The organism is Staphylococcus sp. GDX7P312P (genome assembly GCF_008385775.1).
GTDB lineage: Bacteria > Bacillota > Bacilli > Staphylococcales > Staphylococcaceae > Staphylococcus > Staphylococcus haemolyticus.
The window spans coordinates 44502-67589 of sequence record NZ_VUKI01000028.1; the positions used below are offsets into that span (position 1 = coordinate 44502).

Sequence of the window (23088 nt, forward strand, 5' to 3'; positions counted from 1 at the left end):
AATTTTCAATTGTAAATTAGTTTAATACAACCACCAAGCTTTTACTTTGTTATATACTTTTAAATAAGCGTCTTGAAACATAGTACCCCTCCTTGTTTTTTAAATTTTTCTTGCTATTATGTTCAGTATAATAATAATTATATTAGTTTTCAATTAATGCTATTTTACAATATTTAGAATTTTCAGGAGGCCTTCTCATGCAACAAGTGAAATCAGATATAATGACGTTTAGAGGATCACATTTTGATTTAGGAGTCAGTACAGCACAATGGCTAAAACAAACACCCTTATTGCAAAATCGTGAACGTGAATGGAAAAAACGTATGCCCCGATTTGATATAGATGTTAACGAAACGTATCAAGTATTTCAAACATACGCGCCAGAAATATGGGAAGAGTTAATGGGTATGCAAGAAGTACTGAACTTACCTACAAAACAAATGATATTAAATTTTGCACATTATCGTTTCACAGATTTAAAAGAAAGTGGATGTACTGTATTTCAAGGTAAGGATTTTATGGTGCGCAATTATGATTATCATCCTGCCACATACGATGGGAGATATTTATTATTCCAACCTAATGACGGAGGGCTAGCGCAAATTGGGCCTACGTCTAGAGTAACAGGTCGTATGGATGGTATGAATGAAGCTGGTTTGACGATGGGCTATAACTTTATGCATCGTAAACACCCTGCTAATGGCTTTGTATGTTATATGATTGGTCGTCTTGTTTTAGAATATTGTAAAGACGTTGATGAAGCCGTTAGATTCTTGAAAGAACTCCCTCATAGAAGCTCTTTCAGTTATATTTTAATGGATAGAAAGCTTAATCACGCAATCGTTGAGGTTACACCACGTTCTTTTGATGTCAGATATGATAAAGTATGTACAAATCATTTCGAAATCTTAACGCATGAAAACCGAAATTACACAAAAGAATCACGTGAACGTCTAGAACGTACTGTCTCACAAACTTCACAAAGCTTAGATAAACATACAGCTTTTAAATTATTTAATGATCCAAAATTCGAAATATATAGCAAATTATTTAAAAGTTGGTCAGGTACGATACACACTTCAATGTATGAACCGCAAAACTTAACCGCTTGGATGACACTAGGTGAAAATCAATCACCCACATCAATAAATTTTCAATCCTGGTTAGATGGAAATGAGTTAACTATCCAACAATTTAATGGTCTAATTGATACCGATTTAACATTCGCAAATTATTAAAAAATCGACGAACTTTAAAATCGTTCGTCAACTTATATAAGTGATTGCCTCTTATTGTGTAGGCAATCATTTTACTTTATTGTGATATCTTCTTTTACTGTATAAAATTCAATTACATTATTACTATTTCCTACCTTACCTTTATTAAAAGCTTTATTTTCAACTTTTGCCTCTCCTGTACCTGGGTGTAATTTTAATAAAGTATTTTTAGGTTCATCTTTATAGTCCAAATGAATATAATCAAGCTTACTTGAGCCTTTTACATCTGTTTCACTATTCATGTTTGTGAAATTAAGATAACCAAGTTCACTTACAAATAACGATTTTTTTATCTTTGAATTATTTACTTCGACGTTACCTACCCCTGTCTTAAATTCACTATTAAAGATATCACTGTTTTTAATTTTTACTCCACCAGCATCGCTCTTGAAGGAAAGATTATCAAATTTTGAATTTTGAATTTTTAAATATTTATTGTCTTGATAAATCGAACCTTTCTTCGCGTTAATGCCATCAAGATTCACATTTCCAAATCCTGAATATACATCTAAATTATTAATGTTTTTATTTGGAAGTGTAACTTCAATTTTTGATTTACTTTGATTAAAAGGATTAGTATTAACGCTATAACCCCTCTTATCAGATTTATGCTCTTTTATATTTAATGTATCTTTTGTGCGATATACCTTAACATCATTATCACCATAATATTTAACACCACAATGTTCTCCTTGCTTAATTGTGAGTTCTGAATTATAGCTATCAATATTTAAATTATTCATTTTCACATTACTGTATGCTCTATCATATTTTAGCTTTTTATATTGATCTTTATCATGCACAAACCAGACTAAAGTTGCTGCTAAGAAAAATCCTACAAATATTACTATGCCTGTTATCATTGCCTTCTTCATTGTTTAATTCTTCCTTTAACCGTTTGGATATACCAAATTAAATATTTTAATACAAGTCGATATAAATTTTGTGTAATTTTCATGGTAACTACAAATAAGACGATACCTAATCCGGCATATGAAATGCTAAATAAGAAATTGCTAAACGAATCAACAATCCCTTTAATGATACTCATTGATATTATTATTAATGGAAGAGAAATTAAAAAAACAGAGAATATAAACACAACAATCAATAACGCTATAAATATTACAATAGGGATGATGATGAAGAAAAAAGAAAGCACGCCAAGACTTAGTGAAGCCATTATAGCCCTAATAATATTCCGTAGGTTAGGGGTTACTTTAGCATAGGATATTGCTTCTTTGGCTTTAACTTCTTTACCTATATCATGTGGTTCTCTTAAATCCGATATAATATCTTTTTCTGATTTCCCTTTCGATTCTTGTTCATAGAAATGATTTTCATAATCATCCATGAGTTTATCTTTTTCTTCTCTTGGTAATTCATCAAGTTCTAATTCAAGTTCATTTAAAAAGGTAATCTTATCCATTATTTCACTTACTTTCTTAATTGAATTATCTCTATCTTATCGAAAAGTAGCTTATTTTGAAGTGCATTATAAAAGTATCACTTTTTAACGACTAAAAAATTCAATTCGTTTAACCACATTATCCTTATATAAAATGGATAGCTTCATATGGTGCTCTTTATCAACATAAATTAACGCATCATATCCCTTACCTACTTTATCTTTACGATAATTATCACCTAAATAATTGATTGCATGATCCACTCTATCTCCAATTTTAACACCGAAGTTGGTTGTTACATCATGATCATTAATCAATACGATCCCTTTTACTGTTTGGTGTTTATTTTTTACTTTTACAGTTAAATCTTTATGTTTTTTATCGTTATAGAATTTGTATCTATCCAACTTTATGTGATGATTTATCTCATAATCATTTTCATTAAATGGTTCATTTAATTGAATATCATTTATCTTCACTTCAGTAAGATTAATTGTTTTTTCATTTTTATAGATTGTAAGACACGTAACCACTATAAAAGCTATTATTGCAAAAATACTAAAGATTATCCATCGATTTTGAATGCGCAACCGTACCACCACTTCTATTCTTATTAACTTAAATATATCATAACCACTTACTGAGAAACATCTAAACCACTACAATCATTTCTTACAGAATTGTAACGTTGTTTTAACGTTCTTATAATTGTGATAAAACTAATATATTTTAAGTTTTATAATTATTCATTCTTAGTAAAAATTGTTATAATAATATAAATTTAACGGGGAGGTTTTATTTATGGCTAATTTAGAAACATATTTTAATAATAGTCAGCCACTTGATGAATATATCGATAGCATGACTGTGAATAAAGATAATGTACTAACAATTTACAATGCATTCACACTACCTTCGTCTGACGATAGAATCAATCAACTTAAAGATAGTTCTTATTCTAAAGTCTTGGTTATAAGTGAAGATTGGTGCGGCGACGCTATGATGAACTTACCTATATTAAAGCGTATAAGTGAATCACTACAGCTAGAAGTACGCGTATTCCATAGAGATGAAGACACAAATCTCATTGATCAATATTTAACAAATGGTACAGCACGCTCGATTCCAATCTTTATCTTTATGAATAATCAATTTGAACAGGTGAGTGTTTGGGGCCCTAGAGCTCGTGAAGCTCAAGAATTTGTAACTCAACTTAGAGCTGAAAAACTACCACCTAAAGATGCACACAATTATGAGGATAAAGAAAAAGAAGTACATCATGAAATCACTTCTAAATATAAATCAGATACTGACTTATGGAATCAAGTTTATGACTCTATAATCAGTAAGTTAATGCTATAAAAGTATATAAAGTAAGAGGGTAATAAAACAAAATTTGTTTTACTACCCTCTTTTTTGTATATCAATTTATTGTCATAAATTATATATCCCTTTTAGCTGCATAAGCAATATTTGCAATGAATAAAATAACAATTGATGCTAAAGAAATAAACCATTGCCAATTTGAAAATTTAATACTATCCGTTTGAGATTTCTCAGTTAAGTAACTAAACGGAATATACTTTAATGATTTTTGAATTTTTTCTCCCCAGTCAGGAATTAAACCAATAAAAGGTTGAATAAATGGAACTATAAATACTAAGAATATACCTAGTGTAAAAATTACTGCCGGTTTTTGAACAATTAATGTAACTAAGAATAATAGTAAACCGAAGAATAGTAAGAAGATAAGATAGAACCAAATGTTCGTTAAGAACTTATCTCCGTCTAAATTTTTTCCGTCTGTAAATGCTTGTACTAACATTAATGTGATATATGTGATGAATGCAAAAATGAATGAAAATAAAATAATTGAAATTGTTTTAGCAATAATATACCCAATTCTATTTTTCACTTTATTCATATAAAGTTGAATCGTACCTTGTGAATAATCGCGTGTAATTGTCTTAATCACTACTAACAAGCCAAAGAATAAGAACATCCAATTTGCCATAGATAAAATAGATGAATAATTTACTTGATCATTATTTTGTGCCATTAAGAACGTTATTAATCCTAATACTAACCAGATTAAAATTAGTGCTATATATGTTAAATAGCTTTTACAAAAACTCAATATATCATATTTAACTAATTGTAAACTTCTCATTTATTTGTCACCTCTTTGATTAATATTAAAGTACGTATCACGAAGCGAACTTTTTCTTGTTTCAATATACTTAGGATATAAATCTTTTTGTGCTAAAGATTTGAGTAATTGTTTATAATCTTTTTGTGCTTTAATCATTATTTCTCCACTATCTTTCTGTGATTGAAGCACGTTAAAATGTTCTGTTAAATAATCTAGTGCTGTATTAAATTCACTAACTTCAAATTTAATCGATGTATGATCTTGCGCACTACCATCTTTCATATTGACATCTTGTACAAAGTTTCCATCACGTAGAAAGACAGCTCTATCACAAATCAATTCAATATCTTCCAATTTATGACTTGAAATTAGAATTTTCATTTCTAAATCATTCACTAATGATTGAATTGTCTCTAATACATCAATTGAGCCATCTGGATCCATACCGTTTGTCGGTTCATCAAGAATTAGATATTTGGGTTTGTTCATTAATGAAACTGCAATCGCAAGTTTTTGTTTCATACCCATTGAATACTTTTTCACTTTTTTCTTAATGTAAGGTCTCATGCCAAATGCGTCTATGATTTTATCTGTATATTCCTTGTCGAAACCTTTGCCTAGAACTTGAGCAAATAATTTCAAGTTATTTAATCCTGTTTTATTATCATATAATTTCGGATGTTCAATAAGATAGCCAACGTTCTCGTTATCATTTAATTGAACTTTTCCTTTAAAATTAATAATATTGCCATTCATGACTTTCATTAATGTTGTTTTACCAACACCATTTTTACCAATTAAACCTACAATTTTACTATTTCCAAAATCAAAATTGATATTATCTAAAACATTGTTATCTCCATATGTTTTTGTAATATTTTCTAATTTCATATAGGCCCTCCTTTATTTTCACGCTGAATTATACGTTTTAATTGAATCAAATAATTTAAAATCATCCAAACAATACTTAAGCTTAATAAACCATAATTGTAATATATGCCAAAGATATTATAAGAAATATGATGATGAAAAACGAATGCATTAATTAGTGTAAAAACTATTGTAATAGCAAATGGAATAACTAACATCATTATCAAGATATAAGGTGCATATGATATCCCTTCGCGTTTCTTTTCAGTATTCCTACTAAATGCAATTGGAATACTTAAAAAGTTTACAAATATAAAAGCAATCGCAGTTGAGTATCTTAAATCCCCAAAATCAATATTAGAAGATTGAAAATTGTACAAAGCGATAATAAAACCACCAAAAAGTGTTAATACGATACAGGTAATGTAATTCGCATTAAGCATGTCTTTTTTAGAGACAGGTAAACTTTCGTAAAACAAATATGAACTTTTACCTCCTAATCTTCTATGTAGTCTAAACAAGTGTCCAGAGTCTAATATGCTAACCGCCATTAATGTGATTGCAATCGGTGCATAGAATAAAAAATAAAGTTCTGTTTTAGAAAATACGAAAGCATATAACGGATTTAATAGAAGTAATAAGATATAAATGGCAATCGTTATACTCCTACATTTAAAATTTCTAATTAGTAATTGCTTCATTTTATCAACCTACTTTGCTGAAAATCTTGTTGATTGTCATTACTTTTAGACTTTTCAATGTAAATCATAAGTTCTTCAATCGTAGGTTGTTTAATATTAACTTTTTTTCCGAACAATTCTTTAAACACTTGGGCCTGTTTAGTAAAACCAACAAAACCTGTCGACTTCACTTCTTTATAAAGGAACAAGCGATTTAATTCCTCGTCTAAATCTTGATTATCACCTTGTACAATTGAGTATTGTTCTTGAAGTTGATGACGAAAACCTTGCATAATAACTTCTCCATCTTTTATATGTACAAGATAGTCAGCAATTTTCTCTAAATCCGAAATAATATGGGTTGAAATAAATAAAGTCTTATGTTCGTCGAGTAATTCACTTTGTAAAATTTCTAACACTTCATTACGAACAATAGGGTCTAACCCCGCAGTTGGTTCGTCTAATATAAACAATTCAGCATGGTGACTCAAAGCTAGTGCTAAAGACAATTTCATTTTCATACCTGTAGAAAAATGTTTTATTTTTTCATCGAAAGGTAAATTGAATTTTTTTAAATAATTTTTAAATGCTTGTGAGTCCCAATCGGTATAAAATGGTGAAACCATTTTTTCAAGTTTTTTTGCAGTCCATTGTTGGTTAAAATAAACTTCTGAATAAACAAAACCTATTTTATTTTTTATCCATTTCGGTTTATTTGCTATTGGTTCACCAAATATTGATATATGACCATGATTAGGTTCTATAATATCCATTATCATACGAATTATCGTTGTTTTCCCTGCTCCATTAGCCCCAATGAATCCAGTTACAAATCCTTGAGGAATACTGAATGAAAGATTGTTTATTGAAAATGCACTACTTTGAAACGACACATCTTTTACTTCAATGACATTCATTCTTCTTCCTCCTCATAAATTAAAGCTAGTATTTCTTTTAATTCCTTGAGAGGCATATCTATTGTTTTAGCTTCTTTAATCATTAATCGAGCAAGATTTTCAATTACAAAGAATTGCTTTTCTTTTAATATGGAACTATCTTGTTCTTTAACAAATGTACCTTTTCCTCGGACAGTTGTTACGAATCCCTCTTTCTCAAGATCTTCATAAGCTCTTTTAGTTGTAATTAAACTCACCTGTAAATCTTTTGCAAGCTCACGCATCGAAGGTAAGTGGCTACCAGCTTCAACATACCCCTTTAAAATATTCTCTTTTATTTGTTGTTTGATTTGTTCATAAATGGGTTGTTCACTGGTGTTCTTCAATATAATTTTCATTGATGTCCCCCTTTAATAACTGTATATAAATAGTATACACACTATACATACTTTTGTAAAGGTAATTTTGCAAATACTTGTATTTGTTGGTATTAAAGCTACAAACTGTATATACATTATAGATACAATTCTATTTAAAAAATAAAACTCTATATCTAACGTCAAACGCTAATATAGAGTCTAAAATGTTATTTTCTGTTTTTCTTTCTATCATTATTACGATTAATAAAAGCACATATGATAAACATAATTGCTGCTAATAATAATTTAACACCTTGATTCTCGTGTCCTGTAGCCTGTAAATAATATCCAATAACAAATAAGATAATTGCCAAACTAACGAAAATCTTAGTTAAATGTTTCATCATAATCAACACCTCAATACATGTATTATAACAAATTAAAATTATAAATTTGCTTACTAAATACATTTAAAATTGAAAATATTAATCCATGTGTTACAATTTAATTGTATCCACGAATTACATTACACAACCCCTAACTTGTGACGGCAAGTTAGGGGCTTTTGTGTATGGTCATCTATTTATCTTTCCACTTAGATTCTAACCAAACACGAAATATAACGAGTATACCACCCGAAATTAATGTCACCATACCATCTAATAGCCACGACATTACACTACACCTCCAAATGAAAAGTGTCATATCTTATGATGACCTGACATTATTCTAACATAAAAAGCGAACAAATGTTCGCTTTTTATAAACCTAATTATCAATTCTTTGTAATCCTTATAGGAACACTTTATCTTTAAGGCATTTAAAGATAATATATTATTAAACACTAAAATAAAGTGAGGTTAAATAAATGAACCCATTAGCACAAAATTTAAATAATCAACTTGTTGATCATTGTCCAGAAATATTAAGTATGCTATCAAATCTAGGTCAATCAATGTATTATCCAAAAGGCATTTTATCTCAATCTGCTGATGCTAAAAAAACTAAATATAACGCTACAATTGGAATGGCTACTAATAAAAACGGGAAAATGTATGCTGATACTTTATTTGATGTCTATAATCATTTATCTCCAGATGAAGTCTTTCCATACGCCCCACCTCAAGGATTAGAAGCTTTAAGGGATTTATGGCAAGACAAAATGCTAAAAGAAAACCCTGATTTATCGAAAGAGACAATTACTAGACCTATTGTCACTAATGCGTTAACTCACGGGTTATCTTTAATAGCTGATTTATTTGTAGAGAGTGGAGATACTGTTTTAGTACCAACACATAATTGGGGTAACTACAAACTAATTTATGAAACACGTCATTCTGCAAATATTGAGACATATTCAATCTTTAACCAAGAAGGACATTACACAACAAATGATTTAGTTACTACTTTAGAAAATTTCAATCAAGACAAAGTCATTTTAATTTTAAATTATCCAAACAATCCTACCGGCTATACACCGAACAACGATGAAGTTACAACTATAGTTTCAGCGGTTCGTTCACTAGCTGAAAAAGGAACAAAAGTGATAGCTGTAGTAGACGATGCATATTATGGTTTATTCTATGAAGATGTTTATCGTCAGTCTATTTTTACTGCACTAAATCAAATTGAATCTAGCAATATTTTACCAATTCGTTTAGATGGTGCTACTAAAGAATTCTTTGCGTGGGGGCTACGTGTTGGTTTCCTTACATTTGGATTAAATAATAATGTTGCTAAAGAAGTGTTAGAAGCGAAAGTTAAAGGTTTAATAAGAAGTAATATTTCAAGTGGACCAATGCCTTCTCAAAGTGCTATTAAATACGTTTTAGAAAATCATGATGAATTTGATAAAGAAATTCAACAAAATATAGATACATTACAAGAAAGATATGAAGTTACAAAATCTGTTGTTTATGACGATAAATATAAAAATCATTGGCAAGCCTATGATTTTAATTCTGGTTATTTTATGGCAGTCAAAGTCAATGGCGTAAATCCTGAAGAACTACGTACCCATTTAATTAACGAATATTCAATCGGTATTATAGCGTTAAATGACTCAGATATCCGTATTGCTTTTAGTTGCATTGAAAAAGATGACATTCCACATGTTTTTGAATCAATCGCAAAAGCAATCGATGATTTAAAGTAAACGATTGATATAAATAAAAAGAGTAATTATGATGACATTGAAGAAGTATTGATATTCGATTTATTCATTCTATCGAAACTAAAAATAACTCGAAAGCTGTGATCTAAATGGTAATTATTTTTTCAATATTACTTATTATTACATTAATCTCCACGTCATATTATTTGTATCTTTACGCTTTTACTTCGAAAGGACATGTATCCAAAAATTTATATTTGTTCATAGGATCACTCATTCTATTTATCTTATTTGGAGCATGGTTATTAGATTTATTATAAATTTTCGGATTATAGTTCTTAATTAAAAGACGAGTCTTGGATATAATTCCTAGACTCGTTTTTATTTTTAGATAATATGGTTTTTCATATTGTTATCATCTTTCGAAAGTTAAATTATCTTTATATTTCTGTTTTCTTCCATTTTCTAATTTTAGTTCTAAATGACTTAAATGGTGCTACGGTGTTAATGTGAATCCATTTCCAAACTGGCCATTTGGAAGGCGTTGATGAAGCCCATTGCCTTTTTCCACTCTCAAATAATGTTTCATTATCTAAACTTTTAATTAAATCAATAATGCTATCTACTTCCTTATTGAACTGATTAATAAGTTGTTCTAATGTGTAGTTTGAGTACGTTTTATAGAATTCTTGATATAATCCTCCTAAATTATTCCACTTATAGTCAGGACTGGGAGTTACAACTGGTATATTATTTTTATTATCATTCTCCCACGATTGAATTAAATTCAACCATCCAAGCTGGTATGCGATCATCTGTGCAGGTGTTCTATCGACACCAATTTTATATACATCCTTATCTGATTCTGATACATCACTAAATTCATTAATAAAAAGTTCAGCCCTCTTACTAATTTCAAATATTAAATCATCTTTATTTGAATAAGTCTGCATCTTATCACCGCCTAGCATTTATATATTTATTATATATTGTAATGCACATTTAATCAGTTTAAATAAACATTTATATTAAGATTTCCCATTAAAAAAGACGCTTTTCGAATGTGATTATTTTTCGAAAAGCGCCTAAATTATTTAATTTAGTTAAGTTTGTATGACTTACATCATACATGGCATTAAGTATCATTTAAAATAGATATAAATAGAGAGTAAAAATCCTATAATATCAATGTTTTCAATTTTGAATTTTTCTATTATTTTTAGTTATTTTATTCTGTTATGTCATAATTATGTCATTGGATTTATAGTATTCATACTTTTATTTCTCTTAAAAGTTAATGTCCTTTATGTTTTTCTTTAGCTTTATTTTTCTTAATTTGTCTTTTTCTTTCTTTAATCCATTCTCTATTTGCCTTATTTTTTTCTTAGATAGTTTTTTTAGTTTTCTCTTGTTCTTCTTTTATAGCTATTTGTGCTTTAGTAAAATTTTTTGGGCTTTTTTGCTCTTTTGCTACTTGTCTTTTCAATCTTTTAGGATTGATTTTTCGTTTTTTTCTTTTAGTTCTAATACTAGTCTTTGTATTATCGATCATTATTAATAGATAATTCTCTAAAAAATAAAAGACTTCTCCATCATCTGGTTCTGTACCAAGATATATTTAATGAATTTAGATTTACTTCCTACTTTGTATTCAACTAATCCAACATAGAATTGTCCGTCGTGAAATTTAGATAGCTACATGCTATCCCTCCTCTTATTTATTCAGAAATGATAGACGACCTGAGGAGGAAGGTTACTGACATATAAATTATCTGCATTGGGACTACCAACCCAATTGTGTTTTTTACATTTCTATATATATTTTAAAATAAATCATAAAAATTCCAACAGAGTAATCAAAGAATATAGTTTTTAATTATTCTAGGCTTGCCAATTCTTTTTGCTTCTTTTCTGCATCTTTCGAACCCATTTATGCCAGCCCTAACTAAATAATCCAAATACATCATTTTCCTCTATTTGATTAGGTACACCTTTAAAAAAATCACTTTTATCTGAATAATCATTATACTTTTCATTTATAGTGGTATTATCTAAATCATTTTATTTTTTATTAATTATATGGTTAGGAGTGTTATTATAAAAAGGAAGTTGTAAATTTGTAAGCAAATCTCATATACTTTAAAAATATGTTCCAGCATAGCCCATATAAAAATGGTTAGTGTCGACTTTACCATTGACAACTGACGCAAGTGCATAGGCTTTCAAACCATTTTGTTTATCGTCTCGTTTTTCAATGACCTTAAAATTCTGACCATTCAAGTCATATTCACGACCTTTTTCAAATCTTTATAAGACTCATCAGCAACTTTAAATGACAATTTATTAGAAAATTTCATAATAAAATACTCCTTAATATTATAAAAATAAGAGGTGGACGATGAAAGTAAAAATTATAATTCTTATATTGATATTGTCACTTATTGGATTAGGAGGCTACACTTTGAGCAAAAATAAAAAAGAGAATTTCATTATGACACAAGAAAAGCGTATAGATTTATACTTCAAACATAATCTAAAAAATTATCAAACCATGAAAATTAACAACTTCAAAAAGAGTCCTATGAAAGGATACTTTATTGATGGTTATATTAATGATGATAAAAGCTTAGAGTTTGAGGCCCATGTATCAAGTGCAGATGATCACCAGTTTACTGGGGATGTAGGATATGACCCAGATGGTGTAGGTAAACTTTTTAAAGAAAAAAATGCTAAGGATAAATTAACACCTAATGATATTATTAAGAAAGAAAATTTAAATAAAAAAGACTATGAAGCAGACCCACCTCTAATTTGGGGTTTTTAACATTAGAAAATCACTAACTACTCAACCGAATAAATAGTTAGTGATTTTCATTTGTACTAGTTAGTTGCTTATTTTATTTTCTTAACTAACTCTTCATCACCAACTGCTGAATTTGTTAATAATTGTATTAACTCGTTAGCACTTAATACACTTTCGTCAAAGCCCTTTTTCCATATTTCAAAGCCTAAAAAAGACGCTTCCCATAAGTTTAGTCAACTCATGGAAAACGTCAGTAAAGAATTATTTTAATAGGTTTCGTTCAAGTGAACTAAGCCTATTGTATTTTTTGGTTTTTTTATGTCATTATTATGTCATTCAGAATTATAAAACACCTTTAATTCAACCTTTATTGGTCGTTTTACATCATACCGGGCATGCCACCCATACCTGGATTATCATTATTATCTGGTTCAGGGATAGTTGCAACTACTGCTTCTGTAGTTAAGAACATCGCAGCAACACTTGCCGCATGTTGTAAAGCTGAACGTGTAACTTTAGTTGGGTCTACAATACCTTCTTCAAGCATGTTTACCCATTCATTTGTCGCAGCGTTAAATCCAACACCTGCATCTGCATGTTTTAATCTTTCAACAATAACTGAACCTTCTAGCCCAGCATTTTCAGCGATTTGACGTACAGGAGCAGATAAAGCTTTAAGTACGATATTAACACCTGTTGCAACGTCACCTTCAGCTTCGATTTCATCTACTTTATTATAAATATTTACTAATGCAGTACCACCGCCAGCAACAATACCTTCTTCAACTGCAGCACGTGTAGAGTTTAAGGCATCTTCAATACGTAATTTACGTTCTTTCAATTCAGTTTCAGATGCAGCACCTACTTTAATGACTGCAACGCCACCAGCTAATTTAGCTAAACGTTCTTGCAATTTCTCTCTGTCAAAGTCAGAATCAGTTTCTTCAATTTGTGCTTTAATTTGACTCACACGAGCATCAATACTATTGTCATCTCCATCACCATCGACAACTGTAGTATTATCTTTTGTTACTTCAACTTTATTAGCACTACCTAACATATCAATTGAAGCATCTTTTAATTCTAAACCTAAATCATCTGTAATAACTGTAGCTCCAGTTAAAATAGCTAAGTCTTCTAACATTGCTTTACGTCTATCACCGAATCCAGGTGCTTTTACTGCAACTGCAGTAAATGTTCCACGCATACGGTTTAATACGATATTTGTTAAAGCGTCTCCTTCAACTTCGTCTGCTACAATTAAGATTGGACGACTAGATTGAACAACTTGTTCTAATAAAGGTAAGATATCTTGGAATGAAGAGATTTTTTTATCTGTTACTAAAATATATGGTCTTTCTAACTCAGCAATCATTTTATCTGAATCTGTAACCATGTATGGTGATTGATACCCTCTATCAAATTGCATACCTTCAACCACTTCTAATTCTGTATCAAGTCCATTTGATTCTTCAATAGTAATGACACCATCATTACCTACTTTATCCATTGCTTCAGAAATGTATTTACCGATTTCTTCATCAGCTGCAGAAATAGCACCTACTTGTGCAATTTCATTTTTATTTTCAACTTTTTGAGAAATATCATGTAGAGCTTGAACAGCTACTCTTACTGCTTTATCAATACCCTCACGTAATCCTACTGGGTTAGCACCACTTGTTACATTTTTCAATCCTTCTTGAATCATTGCTTGTGCTAATACAGTTGCAGTTGTTGTACCATCACCAGCAATTTCGTTTGTTTTATTAGCAACTTCTTGAACTAATTTAGCTCCCATATTTTCATAAGGATCTTCTAATTCAATCTCTTTAGCAATTGTGACACCATCATTTGTAATTAATGGTGCTACATATTCTTTATCTAATACAACGTTACGCCCTTTAGGTCCGATTGTAACTTTAACGGCGTTAGCTAATTTATCGACACCACGTAACATAGCTTGTCTTGCATCTTCAGAAAATTTAAGGTCTTTAGCCATTGATTATACCTCCATTGTTTAAAATAGTTTAATAGTACTTATTGTTTATTATTTATAAATTTTAGTCTTCAATTATAGCAAGTAAATCTTCAACATTTAAAATTAAGTATGTTTCATCTCCACGTTTAACTTCTGAGCCAGCGTATTCCTGGAATACAACTCGATCTCCTTCTTTAACCTCTGGAGCAACCTTTTCACCATTGTCTAAAACTCGTCCAGTTCCAACAGCTACTACTATACCTTCGTTAGACTTTTCTTTTGCACTGTCAGTAAGTACAATGCCACTTTTTGTTGTTTGTTCTTGTTCTTTGCGTTCAATAATCACACGATTTCCTAATGGTTTAAGCATGATCGTTCCTCCTTAACAGGTTCCTTTTTAGCACTTAAATATAATGAGTGCTAATCTATATTTTATATTAATCAAATTTGGTCAATTTTTCAAGCGAAAGGGTTATCTATATTTTGTATAACTCACAATTTTGCGATAAACTAACTAATGTTGATTAATTTTTTGGAGGAATAGTATGAGGAGAATTTGGGTAGCATTTCTTACCATTGTTATTTATGCATTAGCACAGTTCTTACCCTTACTTGCACAGCAATTACCTTTCTTTAAAGATTTAAAAGGGATGGAACTTGCAAAAGCTGGCGTATACACTCAAGTTATTTTATTTGTAATAGCAGCATTATTAATAATTTGGTTAAATAGTATTATAAAAAATCCAACAGCACTGGAGCGAGGTTATAAAGAACCTAAACGCTACATTTTACCTTGGGCTTTATTAGGATTTGTTGTCGTGATGATTTATCAAATGGTAGCTAGTCTAATCACTATGTGGTTAGTTGGACAACCACAGCAAAGTCCAAATACTGAGAGAATTATGGCAATTGCAAAACAGCTTCCAGTTTTCATATTATTAATCTCAATAGTTGGCCCAATTCTAGAGGAATACATATTTAGAAAAGTTATATTTGGTGAAATCTATAATAAAATTAAAGGAAATCGAATTGTTGCGTTCTTAATCGCTTCAATAGTAAGTTCAATTTTATTTGCGATAGCACATAACGATGTTAAGTTTTTCTTCATATATTTTGGTATGGGTATGTTATTCTCACTTGCTTATGTTTTAACTAGACGTATTGCGGTTCCAATTATCATTCATATGTTACAAAATGGTTTTGTAGTGGCAGTCCAATTTTTCTTTGGTGACACAGTTAAACATTTACAAGAACAAAGTAATTTTATAATTCATTTTCTATTTTAATAAATGAACGCATCTATTAATCTCATCATTTTAAATGACAATAATAGATGCGTTTTCTATTTTAGTTTTTAATTTTCCTATAAATAAACCTACCTGTAACACCTACGAAAATCATAATTATAGATGTAATTAAAGCAATGTTTATGTTTTTATATTTGTCTTTATTTTCCGCTTCTTTACTTTTTTCATTGGTATCTATAATTTTATCATTATCATGGCTCTGTATGTCTGCATCCTCTTTTTTATCTCTATCACTTGGCTTTTTCAATTCAGGCATAGATCCGATTTCTCCTGTTATAAGTGCCAATACTTGCTCATCTAAATTTTTATAATACTTTTTCGAATTTAAAGGGTTAAAATATTCAAATCTAAAATAGTTAGAACCTTTTTGTAAATAATCTAAGTATTCATTATTAAATGATTGTTTTCGGAAAAGCCTGTAAAAATCTTGATTCGAGATATACTCATTATTATTTCCCAACCGGTTTACCTGATTTATAATATATGGATTGTATTTATATGAACCAGTTGCTAAACTATTTAATCTATTTAATAGCATTGACTTGCTATAAAACGGAACTTCACTTCGCATATTGTCATTATTTGAATAAGTTTCAATATGACTTTGTCGATGATTTTGTTGTAAGTTATCGCCATAGTGCCATTGATTAGTATTAGACCCACTCATAATTGATTGATTTTGATTTCTGTTAGAATGAGATGTCGAGTTGCCATTATTCTTGTGTGGGGAAATTTGATGAATCATTGAATCAGATACACTGTTGTTGTGATGATTAGAACCAGTTGAATGGTTTCCGTTTGTTGAACCATTATTATTATTAAAAACGGGTTTATTAGGTTTTACTGTATCATTGGTACTTGAGTGACCTAAATGATTGCCTGGATAGTTACTATTATTATTTGAATTGCTATTGGAATTATTTTGCGAACCATTATTTGATCCATTTGATCCAGAATTTGAATGATGATCACCTTGATTTGAACCAGAATTTCCATCATGTTTAGGTGGTTGCTGATGATTGCCACTGTCTCCTGGCTTATTTCCTCCATCATCTTGCTCGCCTGAGTCATTATTCCCTGGATTGTTTCCATTGTCGGGTTTACCTGAATCATTATCTCCTGGTTGTTCTCCGTCATCTGGGTTGCCTGAATCATTGTCTCCTGGTTGCTCTCCATCATCTGGATTGCTTGATGAATCATTGTCTCCTGGTTGCTCTCCGTCATCTGGGTTGCCTGAATCATTGTCTCCTGGTTGTTCTCCATCATCTGGGTTGCCTGAATCATTGTCTCCTGGCTGTTCTCCGTCATCCGGATCACCTGAATCATTATCTCCAGGGTGTTCTCCGTCATCTGGATTGCTTGATGAATCATTGTCTCCTGGTTGCTCTCCGTCATCTGGATTGCTTGATGAATCATTATCTCCTGGTTGCTCTCCGTCATCTGGATTGCTTGATGAATCATTATCTCCTGGTTGTTCTCCGTTATCCGGATTGCTTGTATCGTTGTCTCCAGAATTATTTGTGTCATCACCATTATTTAAATCAGTATTACTGCCTAAGTTACTATTATCAGATGAGTCACTTTGATCCACAGTATTATCACTATTTTCATTAGCATCATTCTCATTATTTGATGATGAATTGCTTTCACCGCTATTTTGATTATTATTATTTTTTCCTAATTCAGTTGAATCTTGGGTATCAGATTGATGATTTTCATTGATGTTATTACTACTATTTTGACGTTCTTGGGTATCCGTATCAGAACTAACATTACTACTATCAACTACATTCGTAGCTTGTTGATTACTTTCTGCAGCTTTTACGATGCTCTCATGCCCTAGCATAGATGTGCCTATAGCTAAAATGAGACCTGTATGAGCTATTTTCTTTTTCATCAATCTTCCACCTCCTTGTTTTATAACACTTACAGTATAAAGAATATTTACATATAATGCATTGAAATAAGGTTAATGATAAAAAATATTAATATATTTGACATTTTTTGTTAAAAAACATTTTACATATTTGAGTATAATATTTATACTAGAGATATAACTTATATAAACAAAGGAGATTTAACATGGGCTTATTTAGCAAATCAAAAACAAAACCATTTTTACAAGAAATCGAAGATAGACGTACTATCTATAGCACTGAAACAACAATTTCAATTAGTGATAAAGAACTAGAAGATATGATAGAACATATTATTAAATACACACCTTCAGCTTTTAATTCTCAATCTACTAGAATCGTATTGTTATTAAATGACCAACATCACAAATTCTGGGACAATACTAAAACAGTATTAAAAGATGTTATGGGACCTGACCGTGATTTCACTCCAACTGAACAACGTATCGACGGATTTAAACATGCATATGGCACAATTCTTTATTTCGAAGACGAAGATGTTATTAAAGGTTTACAAGAACAAATGCCAAATTATGCTGATAACTTTGCTAATTGGTCAGTTCAAACAAACGCAATGCATCAATTTGCAATTTGGACTGCATTAAGTTCAAAAGGAATTGGCGCTTCATTACAACATTACAATCCTTTAGTAGATCAAATCACTACACAAGAATTTGACATCCCTGCTTCATGGAAACTTGTTGCTCAAATGCCATTTGGTGACATCCGTGAAAAAGCTGGTGAAAAAGAAATACAACCAACTAACAATAGATTAATAGTTAAAAAATAATCTACATTCATTGATATCGATTAGATCAACAATTCAAGACTCAGTTTCTCTAGGATTCATTTCTTTGTTGAAATTGAGTCCTTTTTATATTTATTTTCAAAAATAAAGCATTTTAATCATCACTTTCAAATTTTGATTTTCTTATTCTATTTTAGTAAATTAGAGATAATCATGGGATGAGGAGATTTTTAAATGAAAATACAATTATTTCAATTTTATGTATCATACGGCAATGTAGAAAAAAATGAAAATAAAATAAAAAATTGGTTCGAAAATAAGTTGGAGGAAGATACAGAGGTTGTTGTTCTTCCTGAAATGTGGAATAACGGATATGCATTGGATGAATTAAATGAGAAAGCAGATAGAGAACTTAGCAGAAGCTTTCCCTTTATCCAATCCTTAGCTAAACAATATAACGTCGATATCGTAGCTGGATCTGTATCAAATATTAGAAATGGGAAAGTTTATAATACTGCATTTACCGTTTCTAAAAACGGACATAGAATAAATAAGTACGATAAAGTTCACTTAGTCCCTATGCTAGATGAGCCGACATATTTAGAAGATGGCAAAGCGGTACCAGAACCATTTCCTCTATCTTCAGGTACTCAAGCTACACAAATTATTTGTTATGATTTAAGATTTCCAGAGTTATTAAGATATCCCGCGCGTAATGGTGCGCAGATAGCTTTTTTTGTAGCTCAATGGCCAACACCTAGATTGAATCACTGGAGAGTCTTACTTCAAGCACGTGCAATTGAAAATGACATGTTTGTTATTGCTTGTAACGGAACTGGAAATGACGGTAATACTGATTACGCTGGTCATTCAATGATTATCAATCCAAATGGTGATATATTAGCTGAATTAGGCCAGGATGAGGACACAATCGCATTTAATATTGAATTAAATGAAGTTGATGTTCAACGTGAAAATATTCCTGTATTCAAAAATTTAAAACCAAATCTATATAAATAGTTACTAATCTGTATCCAATTTTATGGATACAGTTTTTTTTACAAAAAAAGTCACGAGCTTGGGAGGAACTCGCGACTTTCATATTAAGGGAATGTTTTTACAGTTATTTCAATCTTTTGGGGATGTTATTAATTATGAAAATTTTACGATAGCTTACATCCTGAAAATATTTAACTTCTATATCTTACAATAGCTAAGTTAAACACTTTCCACTGAGTTTAAACTTCAGTAACTTTACTTAAGTCATTAATAAGTTGGGATGGCTTATTAATGAACTCGTTTAACTACACGAAGAAAACAAAGTAAGAAACTTCATATTAACAAGAAGTCACTTTAGTAATAATGATCAATGGGACATTACTACTATTGCAATGGTTTCATAACCATTAATAACACTTACAACATATGGTAAAGGTGTCAATAATTTCGCAACTACAAACAAAATTATTTAACTCAATTACCAAACAATAACTATTAAATTTAAAGACTAAGATTATTAAGTTTTTATCACTTGTAAGTGATATGAGTCTATTTAAACACAACCTATGAATAAATAATTAATTATTTCTTAAATCGCATTTTTTTATACATGACTGTATTATTTTATATGTTAAAATATTACTTGTAATTTCAATATAACAGTTAAGTATTTATTTTGAACAGTTAAGCATAAGTACCCAGACCCATTGCACTAAATTGTATAATTGATATAAGGAGAGTGGCACACCATTGAAAGCAATTGATAATAAGATTGAGCAATTCGCATTATATTTGCAACGCAAAAATAATCTTGATCATATTCAATTTTTGAAAGTAAGATTGGGATTACAAGTTGTTGTAAGCAATCTAGCAAAAACAATTGTGACATATGGTGTTGCACTTATCTTCCATACATTTCTATACACTTTATTTACACATGTTAGTTATTTTTTAGTTAGACGTTATGCACACGGGGCACATGCAAAATCATCATTGCTATGTCATGTTCAAAATTTAGCTTTATTTGTAGCATTACCCTGGTTGCTAGTATATTTTCAAGTGAATCTGGGTATTATGTATTCTGTAGTTGCAATTGGGACTGTTTTAATTATTTACTATGCTCCTTCAGCAACTAAGAAACAACCAATTCCTAGTCACTTAAAAATGAAAAAGAAGTTATTATCAATCATCATAACAATGGTTTTATTAATAATTTCATTTTTAGCACCAGAACCGTTTAAGCAATTAATTTTATTAGGAATTACACTTGAGAGCATTACATTATTACCAATCTTTTTTCCTAGGGAGGATTATTAACTATGACAGTATTATTCGATTTGTTTATTAAATTTTTCTCATTTTTATTAGAATCTGTAGGTACATTAGCATCTTATACTCCATGTGCTACGTACTTTGATGAGCCAGAAGTTCCTGAAGAGTTAACTAACTTAAATAGATAATAAATGTTAGAAAGTGTGAGAGAAGTATGGATGTATTATCAAACGTTCCATTGGCTTTTTTTCAAGGGTTTCTCTTATTTTTAATCGCTAAAATTATTTTAGACATAAGTTATACTAAAAGGGATTATTTAGCCATTCTAGTGGTTATAATCCCTTCAGCCTTTTTATTTATTTACTTGGGCAGTATATCAATTTTATATTTATTAATTGGTTGTGGCTTAATCTTGTATACAAAGGTTAAGCTGTATTCGTTGATTGCTGTATTAAGTAGCGCCATTCTTATGTTTTTCGGTAATTTTTTAGGTTTTTTATTTGTGGTTTTAGTTGAAAATCACACTCAAAATTACGTAATAATTTCCTTTTCATACATAGTTATATTTTTTGCTATTTCATTAGTTTTGGCCTTTTCAGTTCAAATTTTATTAAAAAAACTAATGCAATCTTATTTGTCCATCAATAAAACTTATTTAACTATCATTTCATTAGTATTAGTTTTATCTTTTATTATCTTGTATGTTTATTCTCAAATACCTAATATAAATAATTCATCTTTAAAAATGTACGGTTTAATTTTCATTGGAATTATTCTTTTCTTTACTGTTCTAATTATTTTCATATCTAACTATATGATTAAAGAACTTCGTTATAAACGTAACATGGAAGAGATTGAAACATACTACGAATATACGTTACAAATTGAGTCAATTAACAATGAAATGCGTAAGTTTAGACATGATTACGTGAACATCTTAACTACAATGTCTGAATATATTCGTGAAGATGATATGCCTGGATTAAGACAATATTTTAATGAAAATATCGTACCTATGAAAGATAATCTTCAAATGAAGTCTATTAAAATTAATGGAACTGAGAATTTAAAAGTACGTGCGATTAAAGGCTTAGTTACCACTAAAATTTTACAAGCTCAAGAAAAAAACATTCCAATTAGCATAGAAGTACCTGAGTTAGTAGAACATATAGAAATGAACACGATTGATCTTAGTCGTATCATTGGAATTATTACTGATAACGCAATCGAAGCATCTGAAACGCTTGAAGATGCGTTAATACGTATCGCTTTTATTAATACAGATTCTTCCGTCATGTTTATTGTTATGAATAAATGTAAAGAAGATATGCCACGTATTCACGAACTATTTCAAGAGCGCTTTTCAACTAAAGGAGAAAATAGAGGTCTTGGATTAAGTACTCTGAAAGAAATTACTGACTCTACTGAAAATGTATTGCTAGATACCACAATAGAAAATGGCTACTTTATACAAAAAGTAGAAATCATTAACAATTAGTCATAAGGATGTGTAATCATGAAAATATTCATTTGTGAAGATGATGTAAAACAACGCGAAAATATGGTTTCAATTATTAATAATTACATTATGATTGAAGAAAAACCTATGGAGATTGCGCTTGCAACAGACGATCCTTATGAAGTCATTGAAAAATCTAAAGAGATGAATGATGTCGGATGTTACTTTCTTGATATTCAATTAGAGGCTGATATCAACGGTATTAAATTAGGTAGTGAAATTCGTAAGTATGACCCTATTGGAAATATCATATTCGTTACAAGTCATAGTGAGTTAACGTACCTAACCTTTGTTTACAAAGTGTCAGCAATGGATTTTATCTTTAAAGATGATCCAAGCCAATTACAGTCAAGAATTATTGATTGCTTAGAAACTGCACACACTCGCTTAAAATTATTATCTAAAGAAAGTACTGTTGAGACGATTGAATTGAAACGAGGAAGTAATTCAATTTATGTTCAATATGATGACGTAATGTTTTTCGAATCATCTACAAAATCACATCGATTAATCGCACATTTAGATAATCGTCAAATTGAGTTTTATGGCAATTTAAAAGAACTTGCACAACTTGATGAGCGGTTCTTTAGATGTCACAACAGCTTCGTTGTTAATAGACATAATATTGAATCCATAGATTCAAAAGAACGTATTGTCAATTTTAAAAACGGTGAGCACTGTTATGCTTCAGTTCGTAATGTTAAAAAAATATAGTTATTTCCATCAAACTTTTTAAATATAAATTTCATTACAGAAGTAAGAATAATTGAGAATATCACGTATAAAAAAG

Annotated in this window: 26 protein-coding genes and 1 pseudogene; 11 read left to right on the forward strand and 16 right to left on the reverse strand. The window is 30.0% G+C overall.

What is annotated here, in order from left to right; genetic code table 11:
• Positions 1-197: 197 nt before the first annotated feature.
• Complete coding sequence (locus tag F1592_RS08925) at positions 198-1238, forward strand: C45 family autoproteolytic acyltransferase/hydrolase (RefSeq protein WP_053017459.1); 1041 nt, start codon at positions 198-200, stop codon at positions 1236-1238.
• Between the two features lie 71 nt (positions 1239-1309).
• On the opposite strand, the gene F1592_RS08930 is transcribed toward F1592_RS08925, so the two are convergent.
• The 3 genes from F1592_RS08930 to F1592_RS08940 form a co-directional block, all read right to left on the reverse strand.
• Positions 1310-2152, reverse strand: a complete 843-nt coding sequence (locus tag F1592_RS08930) for a DUF4097 family beta strand repeat-containing protein (RefSeq protein ID WP_149809720.1) — start codon at positions 2150-2152, stop codon at positions 1310-1312.
• Complete coding sequence (locus F1592_RS08935; protein ID WP_149809721.1) at positions 2149-2706, reverse strand: HAAS signaling domain-containing protein; 558 nt, start codon at positions 2704-2706, stop codon at positions 2149-2151. The genes F1592_RS08930 and F1592_RS08935 overlap by 4 nt, the downstream gene beginning before the upstream one ends.
• A gap of 84 nt (positions 2707-2790) precedes the next feature.
• A complete protein-coding gene (locus F1592_RS08940) occupies positions 2791-3276 on the reverse strand; it encodes a hypothetical protein (protein WP_053017461.1) in 486 nt (161 codons plus the stop codon).
• Between the two features lie 211 nt (positions 3277-3487).
• Between F1592_RS08940 and F1592_RS08945 the strand changes: the two genes are divergently transcribed.
• Positions 3488-4048 (forward strand): thioredoxin family protein, encoded by a 561-nt coding sequence (locus F1592_RS08945; protein ID WP_053017462.1) that lies wholly within the window; start codon positions 3488-3490, stop codon positions 4046-4048.
• Positions 4049-4127: 79 nt separating this feature from the next.
• Here F1592_RS08945 and pmtD read toward each other — a convergent pair whose 3' ends face one another.
• The 7 genes from pmtD to F1592_RS13785 all read right to left on the reverse strand — a co-directional run bounded on the left by pmtD (position 4128) and on the right by F1592_RS13785 (position 8318).
• The gene (pmtD, locus tag F1592_RS08950; RefSeq protein ID WP_149809722.1) at positions 4128-4856 is read right to left on the reverse strand and encodes a phenol-soluble modulin export ABC transporter permease subunit PmtD; all 729 of its coding nucleotides are present in this window, start codon (positions 4854-4856) and stop codon (positions 4128-4130) included.
• Positions 4857-5729: a phenol-soluble modulin export ABC transporter ATP-binding protein PmtC gene (gene pmtC / locus F1592_RS08955; protein ID WP_053017463.1), complete on the reverse strand. Its 873-nt coding sequence runs from the start codon at positions 5727-5729 to the stop codon at positions 4857-4859.
• Entirely contained in the window at positions 5726-6409 is a 684-nt protein-coding gene (gene pmtB, locus F1592_RS08960) for a phenol-soluble modulin export ABC transporter permease subunit PmtB (RefSeq protein ID WP_011275329.1), read from the reverse strand. Before pmtB ends, pmtC begins: the two co-directional genes overlap by 4 nt.
• Positions 6406-7305 carry a phenol-soluble modulin export ABC transporter ATP-binding protein PmtA gene (pmtA, locus tag F1592_RS08965; RefSeq protein ID WP_053017465.1) on the reverse strand — a complete coding sequence of 300 codons (900 nt, stop codon included), beginning with the start codon at positions 7303-7305 and terminating at the stop codon, positions 6406-6408. The genes pmtB and pmtA overlap by 4 nt, the downstream gene beginning before the upstream one ends.
• Complete coding sequence (gene pmtR, locus F1592_RS08970; protein ID WP_011275327.1) at positions 7302-7682, reverse strand: PSM export ABC transporter transcriptional regulator PmtR; 381 nt, start codon at positions 7680-7682, stop codon at positions 7302-7304. The genes pmtA and pmtR overlap by 4 nt, the downstream gene beginning before the upstream one ends.
• Positions 7683-7870: 188 nt before the next feature.
• Positions 7871-8047 (reverse strand): SE1626 family protein, encoded by a 177-nt coding sequence (locus F1592_RS08975; protein ID WP_029376652.1) that lies wholly within the window; start codon positions 8045-8047, stop codon positions 7871-7873.
• Positions 8048-8222: 175 nt separating this feature from the next.
• The gene (locus F1592_RS13785; protein ID WP_011275325.1) at positions 8223-8318 is read right to left on the reverse strand and encodes a Trp-rich small protein; all 96 of its coding nucleotides are present in this window, start codon (positions 8316-8318) and stop codon (positions 8223-8225) included.
• Between the two features lie 193 nt (positions 8319-8511).
• Between F1592_RS13785 and F1592_RS08980 the strand changes: the two genes are divergently transcribed.
• A complete protein-coding gene (locus F1592_RS08980; RefSeq protein WP_011275324.1) occupies positions 8512-9798 on the forward strand; it encodes an aminotransferase class I/II-fold pyridoxal phosphate-dependent enzyme in 1287 nt (428 codons plus the stop codon).
• 398 nt (positions 9799-10196) lie between these two features.
• Here F1592_RS08980 and F1592_RS08985 read toward each other — a convergent pair whose 3' ends face one another.
• From F1592_RS08985 to F1592_RS13790, 3 genes and pseudogenes are all read right to left on the reverse strand, one after another.
• On the reverse strand, positions 10197-10709 hold the full coding sequence (locus F1592_RS08985) for a ClbS/DfsB family four-helix bundle protein (RefSeq protein WP_037538026.1): 513 nt from the start codon (positions 10707-10709) through the stop codon (positions 10197-10199).
• A 341-nt stretch (positions 10710-11050) separates the two neighbouring features.
• Positions 11051-11379, reverse strand: a pseudogene (locus F1592_RS08990) (DUF2992 family protein).
• A 516-nt stretch (positions 11380-11895) separates the two neighbouring features.
• Positions 11896-12036 (reverse strand): hypothetical protein, encoded by a 141-nt coding sequence (locus F1592_RS13790; RefSeq protein WP_223197232.1) that lies wholly within the window; start codon positions 12034-12036, stop codon positions 11896-11898.
• A gap of 118 nt (positions 12037-12154) precedes the next feature.
• Between F1592_RS13790 and F1592_RS09000 the strand changes: the two genes are divergently transcribed.
• Complete coding sequence (locus F1592_RS09000) at positions 12155-12580, forward strand: DUF1433 domain-containing protein (RefSeq protein WP_053017466.1); 426 nt, start codon at positions 12155-12157, stop codon at positions 12578-12580.
• A gap of 358 nt (positions 12581-12938) precedes the next feature.
• Here F1592_RS09000 and groL read toward each other — a convergent pair whose 3' ends face one another.
• Entirely contained in the window at positions 12939-14558 is a 1620-nt protein-coding gene (groL, locus tag F1592_RS09015; RefSeq protein ID WP_011275310.1) for a chaperonin GroEL, read from the reverse strand.
• Positions 14559-14619: 61 nt separating this feature from the next.
• Positions 14620-14907, reverse strand: a complete 288-nt coding sequence (gene groES / locus F1592_RS09020; RefSeq protein WP_016931053.1) for a co-chaperone GroES — start codon at positions 14905-14907, stop codon at positions 14620-14622.
• Between the two features lie 175 nt (positions 14908-15082).
• On the opposite strand from groES, the gene mroQ reads away from it, so the two are divergent.
• Positions 15083-15823: an intramembrane glutamic endopeptidase MroQ gene (gene mroQ / locus F1592_RS09025; RefSeq protein WP_053017468.1), complete on the forward strand. Its 741-nt coding sequence runs from the start codon at positions 15083-15085 to the stop codon at positions 15821-15823.
• A 61-nt stretch (positions 15824-15884) separates the two neighbouring features.
• Here the strand turns inward: mroQ and F1592_RS09030 are convergent, their stop codons facing one another.
• Entirely contained in the window at positions 15885-17741 is a 1857-nt protein-coding gene (locus F1592_RS09030; protein WP_149809723.1) for an SdrH family protein, read from the reverse strand.
• A 185-nt stretch (positions 17742-17926) separates the two neighbouring features.
• On the opposite strand from F1592_RS09030, the gene F1592_RS09035 reads away from it, so the two are divergent.
• The 6 genes from F1592_RS09035 (at position 17927) to agrA (ending at position 23012) form a co-directional block, all read left to right on the forward strand.
• A complete protein-coding gene (locus tag F1592_RS09035; protein WP_011275306.1) occupies positions 17927-18550 on the forward strand; it encodes a nitroreductase family protein in 624 nt (207 codons plus the stop codon).
• A 192-nt stretch (positions 18551-18742) separates the two neighbouring features.
• Positions 18743-19528 (forward strand): carbon-nitrogen family hydrolase, encoded by a 786-nt coding sequence (locus F1592_RS09040; RefSeq protein ID WP_053017471.1) that lies wholly within the window; start codon positions 18743-18745, stop codon positions 19526-19528.
• A gap of 729 nt (positions 19529-20257) precedes the next feature.
• Complete coding sequence (locus tag F1592_RS09045; RefSeq protein ID WP_033079903.1) at positions 20258-20824, forward strand: accessory gene regulator AgrB; 567 nt, start codon at positions 20258-20260, stop codon at positions 20822-20824.
• Between the two features lie 2 nt (positions 20825-20826).
• On the forward strand, positions 20827-20967 hold the full coding sequence (agrD, locus tag F1592_RS09050) for a cyclic lactone autoinducer peptide AgrD (protein ID WP_053017473.1): 141 nt from the start codon (positions 20827-20829) through the stop codon (positions 20965-20967).
• A 26-nt stretch (positions 20968-20993) separates the two neighbouring features.
• Positions 20994-22277, forward strand: coding sequence for a quorum-sensing sensor histidine kinase AgrC (agrC, locus tag F1592_RS09055; protein WP_053017475.1), 1284 nt, complete (start codon positions 20994-20996; stop codon positions 22275-22277).
• Positions 22278-22295: 18 nt separating this feature from the next.
• A complete protein-coding gene (gene agrA / locus F1592_RS09060; RefSeq protein ID WP_037538035.1) occupies positions 22296-23012 on the forward strand; it encodes a quorum-sensing response regulator AgrA in 717 nt (238 codons plus the stop codon).
• Positions 23013-23088 lie beyond the last annotated feature (76 nt).

Excerpts from the sequence above, each read along its gene's own strand:
- F1592_RS08945 (WP_053017462.1), top strand. The coding sequence starts at position 3,488 with ATGGCTAATTTAGAAACATATTTTAATAATAGTCAGCCACTTGATGAA.
- pmtB (WP_011275329.1), bottom strand. The coding sequence starts at position 6,409 with ATGAAGCAATTACTAATTAGAAATTTTAAATGTAGGAGTATAACGATT.
- F1592_RS09000 (WP_053017466.1), top strand. The coding sequence starts at position 12,155 with ATGAAAGTAAAAATTATAATTCTTATATTGATATTGTCACTTATTGGA.
- pmtC (WP_053017463.1), bottom strand. The coding sequence starts at position 5,729 with ATGAAATTAGAAAATATTACAAAAACATATGGAGATAACAATGTTTTA.
- agrC (WP_053017475.1), top strand. The coding sequence starts at position 20,994 with ATGGATGTATTATCAAACGTTCCATTGGCTTTTTTTCAAGGGTTTCTC.
- agrA (WP_037538035.1), top strand. The coding sequence starts at position 22,296 with ATGAAAATATTCATTTGTGAAGATGATGTAAAACAACGCGAAAATATG.
- F1592_RS08925 (WP_053017459.1), top strand. The coding sequence starts at position 198 with ATGCAACAAGTGAAATCAGATATAATGACGTTTAGAGGATCACATTTT.
- F1592_RS09040 (WP_053017471.1), top strand. The coding sequence starts at position 18,743 with ATGAAAATACAATTATTTCAATTTTATGTATCATACGGCAATGTAGAA.
- agrD (WP_053017473.1), top strand. The coding sequence starts at position 20,827 with ATGACAGTATTATTCGATTTGTTTATTAAATTTTTCTCATTTTTATTA.
- F1592_RS08975 (WP_029376652.1), bottom strand. The coding sequence starts at position 8,047 with ATGAAACATTTAACTAAGATTTTCGTTAGTTTGGCAATTATCTTATTT.
- groL (WP_011275310.1), bottom strand. The coding sequence starts at position 14,558 with ATGGCTAAAGACCTTAAATTTTCTGAAGATGCAAGACAAGCTATGTTA.
- pmtD (WP_149809722.1), bottom strand. The coding sequence starts at position 4,856 with ATGAGAAGTTTACAATTAGTTAAATATGATATATTGAGTTTTTGTAAA.
- pmtR (WP_011275327.1), bottom strand. The coding sequence starts at position 7,682 with ATGAAAATTATATTGAAGAACACCAGTGAACAACCCATTTATGAACAA.
- mroQ (WP_053017468.1), top strand. The coding sequence starts at position 15,083 with ATGAGGAGAATTTGGGTAGCATTTCTTACCATTGTTATTTATGCATTA.
- F1592_RS08980 (WP_011275324.1), top strand. The coding sequence starts at position 8,512 with ATGAACCCATTAGCACAAAATTTAAATAATCAACTTGTTGATCATTGT.
- F1592_RS13785 (WP_011275325.1), bottom strand. The coding sequence starts at position 8,318 with ATGTCGTGGCTATTAGATGGTATGGTGACATTAATTTCGGGTGGTATA.
- F1592_RS08985 (WP_037538026.1), bottom strand. The coding sequence starts at position 10,709 with ATGCAGACTTATTCAAATAAAGATGATTTAATATTTGAAATTAGTAAG.
- groES (WP_016931053.1), bottom strand. The coding sequence starts at position 14,907 with ATGCTTAAACCATTAGGAAATCGTGTGATTATTGAACGCAAAGAACAA.
- pmtA (WP_053017465.1), bottom strand. The coding sequence starts at position 7,305 with ATGAATGTCATTGAAGTAAAAGATGTGTCGTTTCAAAGTAGTGCATTT.
- F1592_RS09030 (WP_149809723.1), bottom strand. The coding sequence starts at position 17,741 with ATGAAAAAGAAAATAGCTCATACAGGTCTCATTTTAGCTATAGGCACA.
- F1592_RS08930 (WP_149809720.1), bottom strand. The coding sequence starts at position 2,152 with ATGAAGAAGGCAATGATAACAGGCATAGTAATATTTGTAGGATTTTTC.
- F1592_RS09035 (WP_011275306.1), top strand. The coding sequence starts at position 17,927 with ATGGGCTTATTTAGCAAATCAAAAACAAAACCATTTTTACAAGAAATC.
- F1592_RS08935 (WP_149809721.1), bottom strand. The coding sequence starts at position 2,706 with ATGGATAAGATTACCTTTTTAAATGAACTTGAATTAGAACTTGATGAA.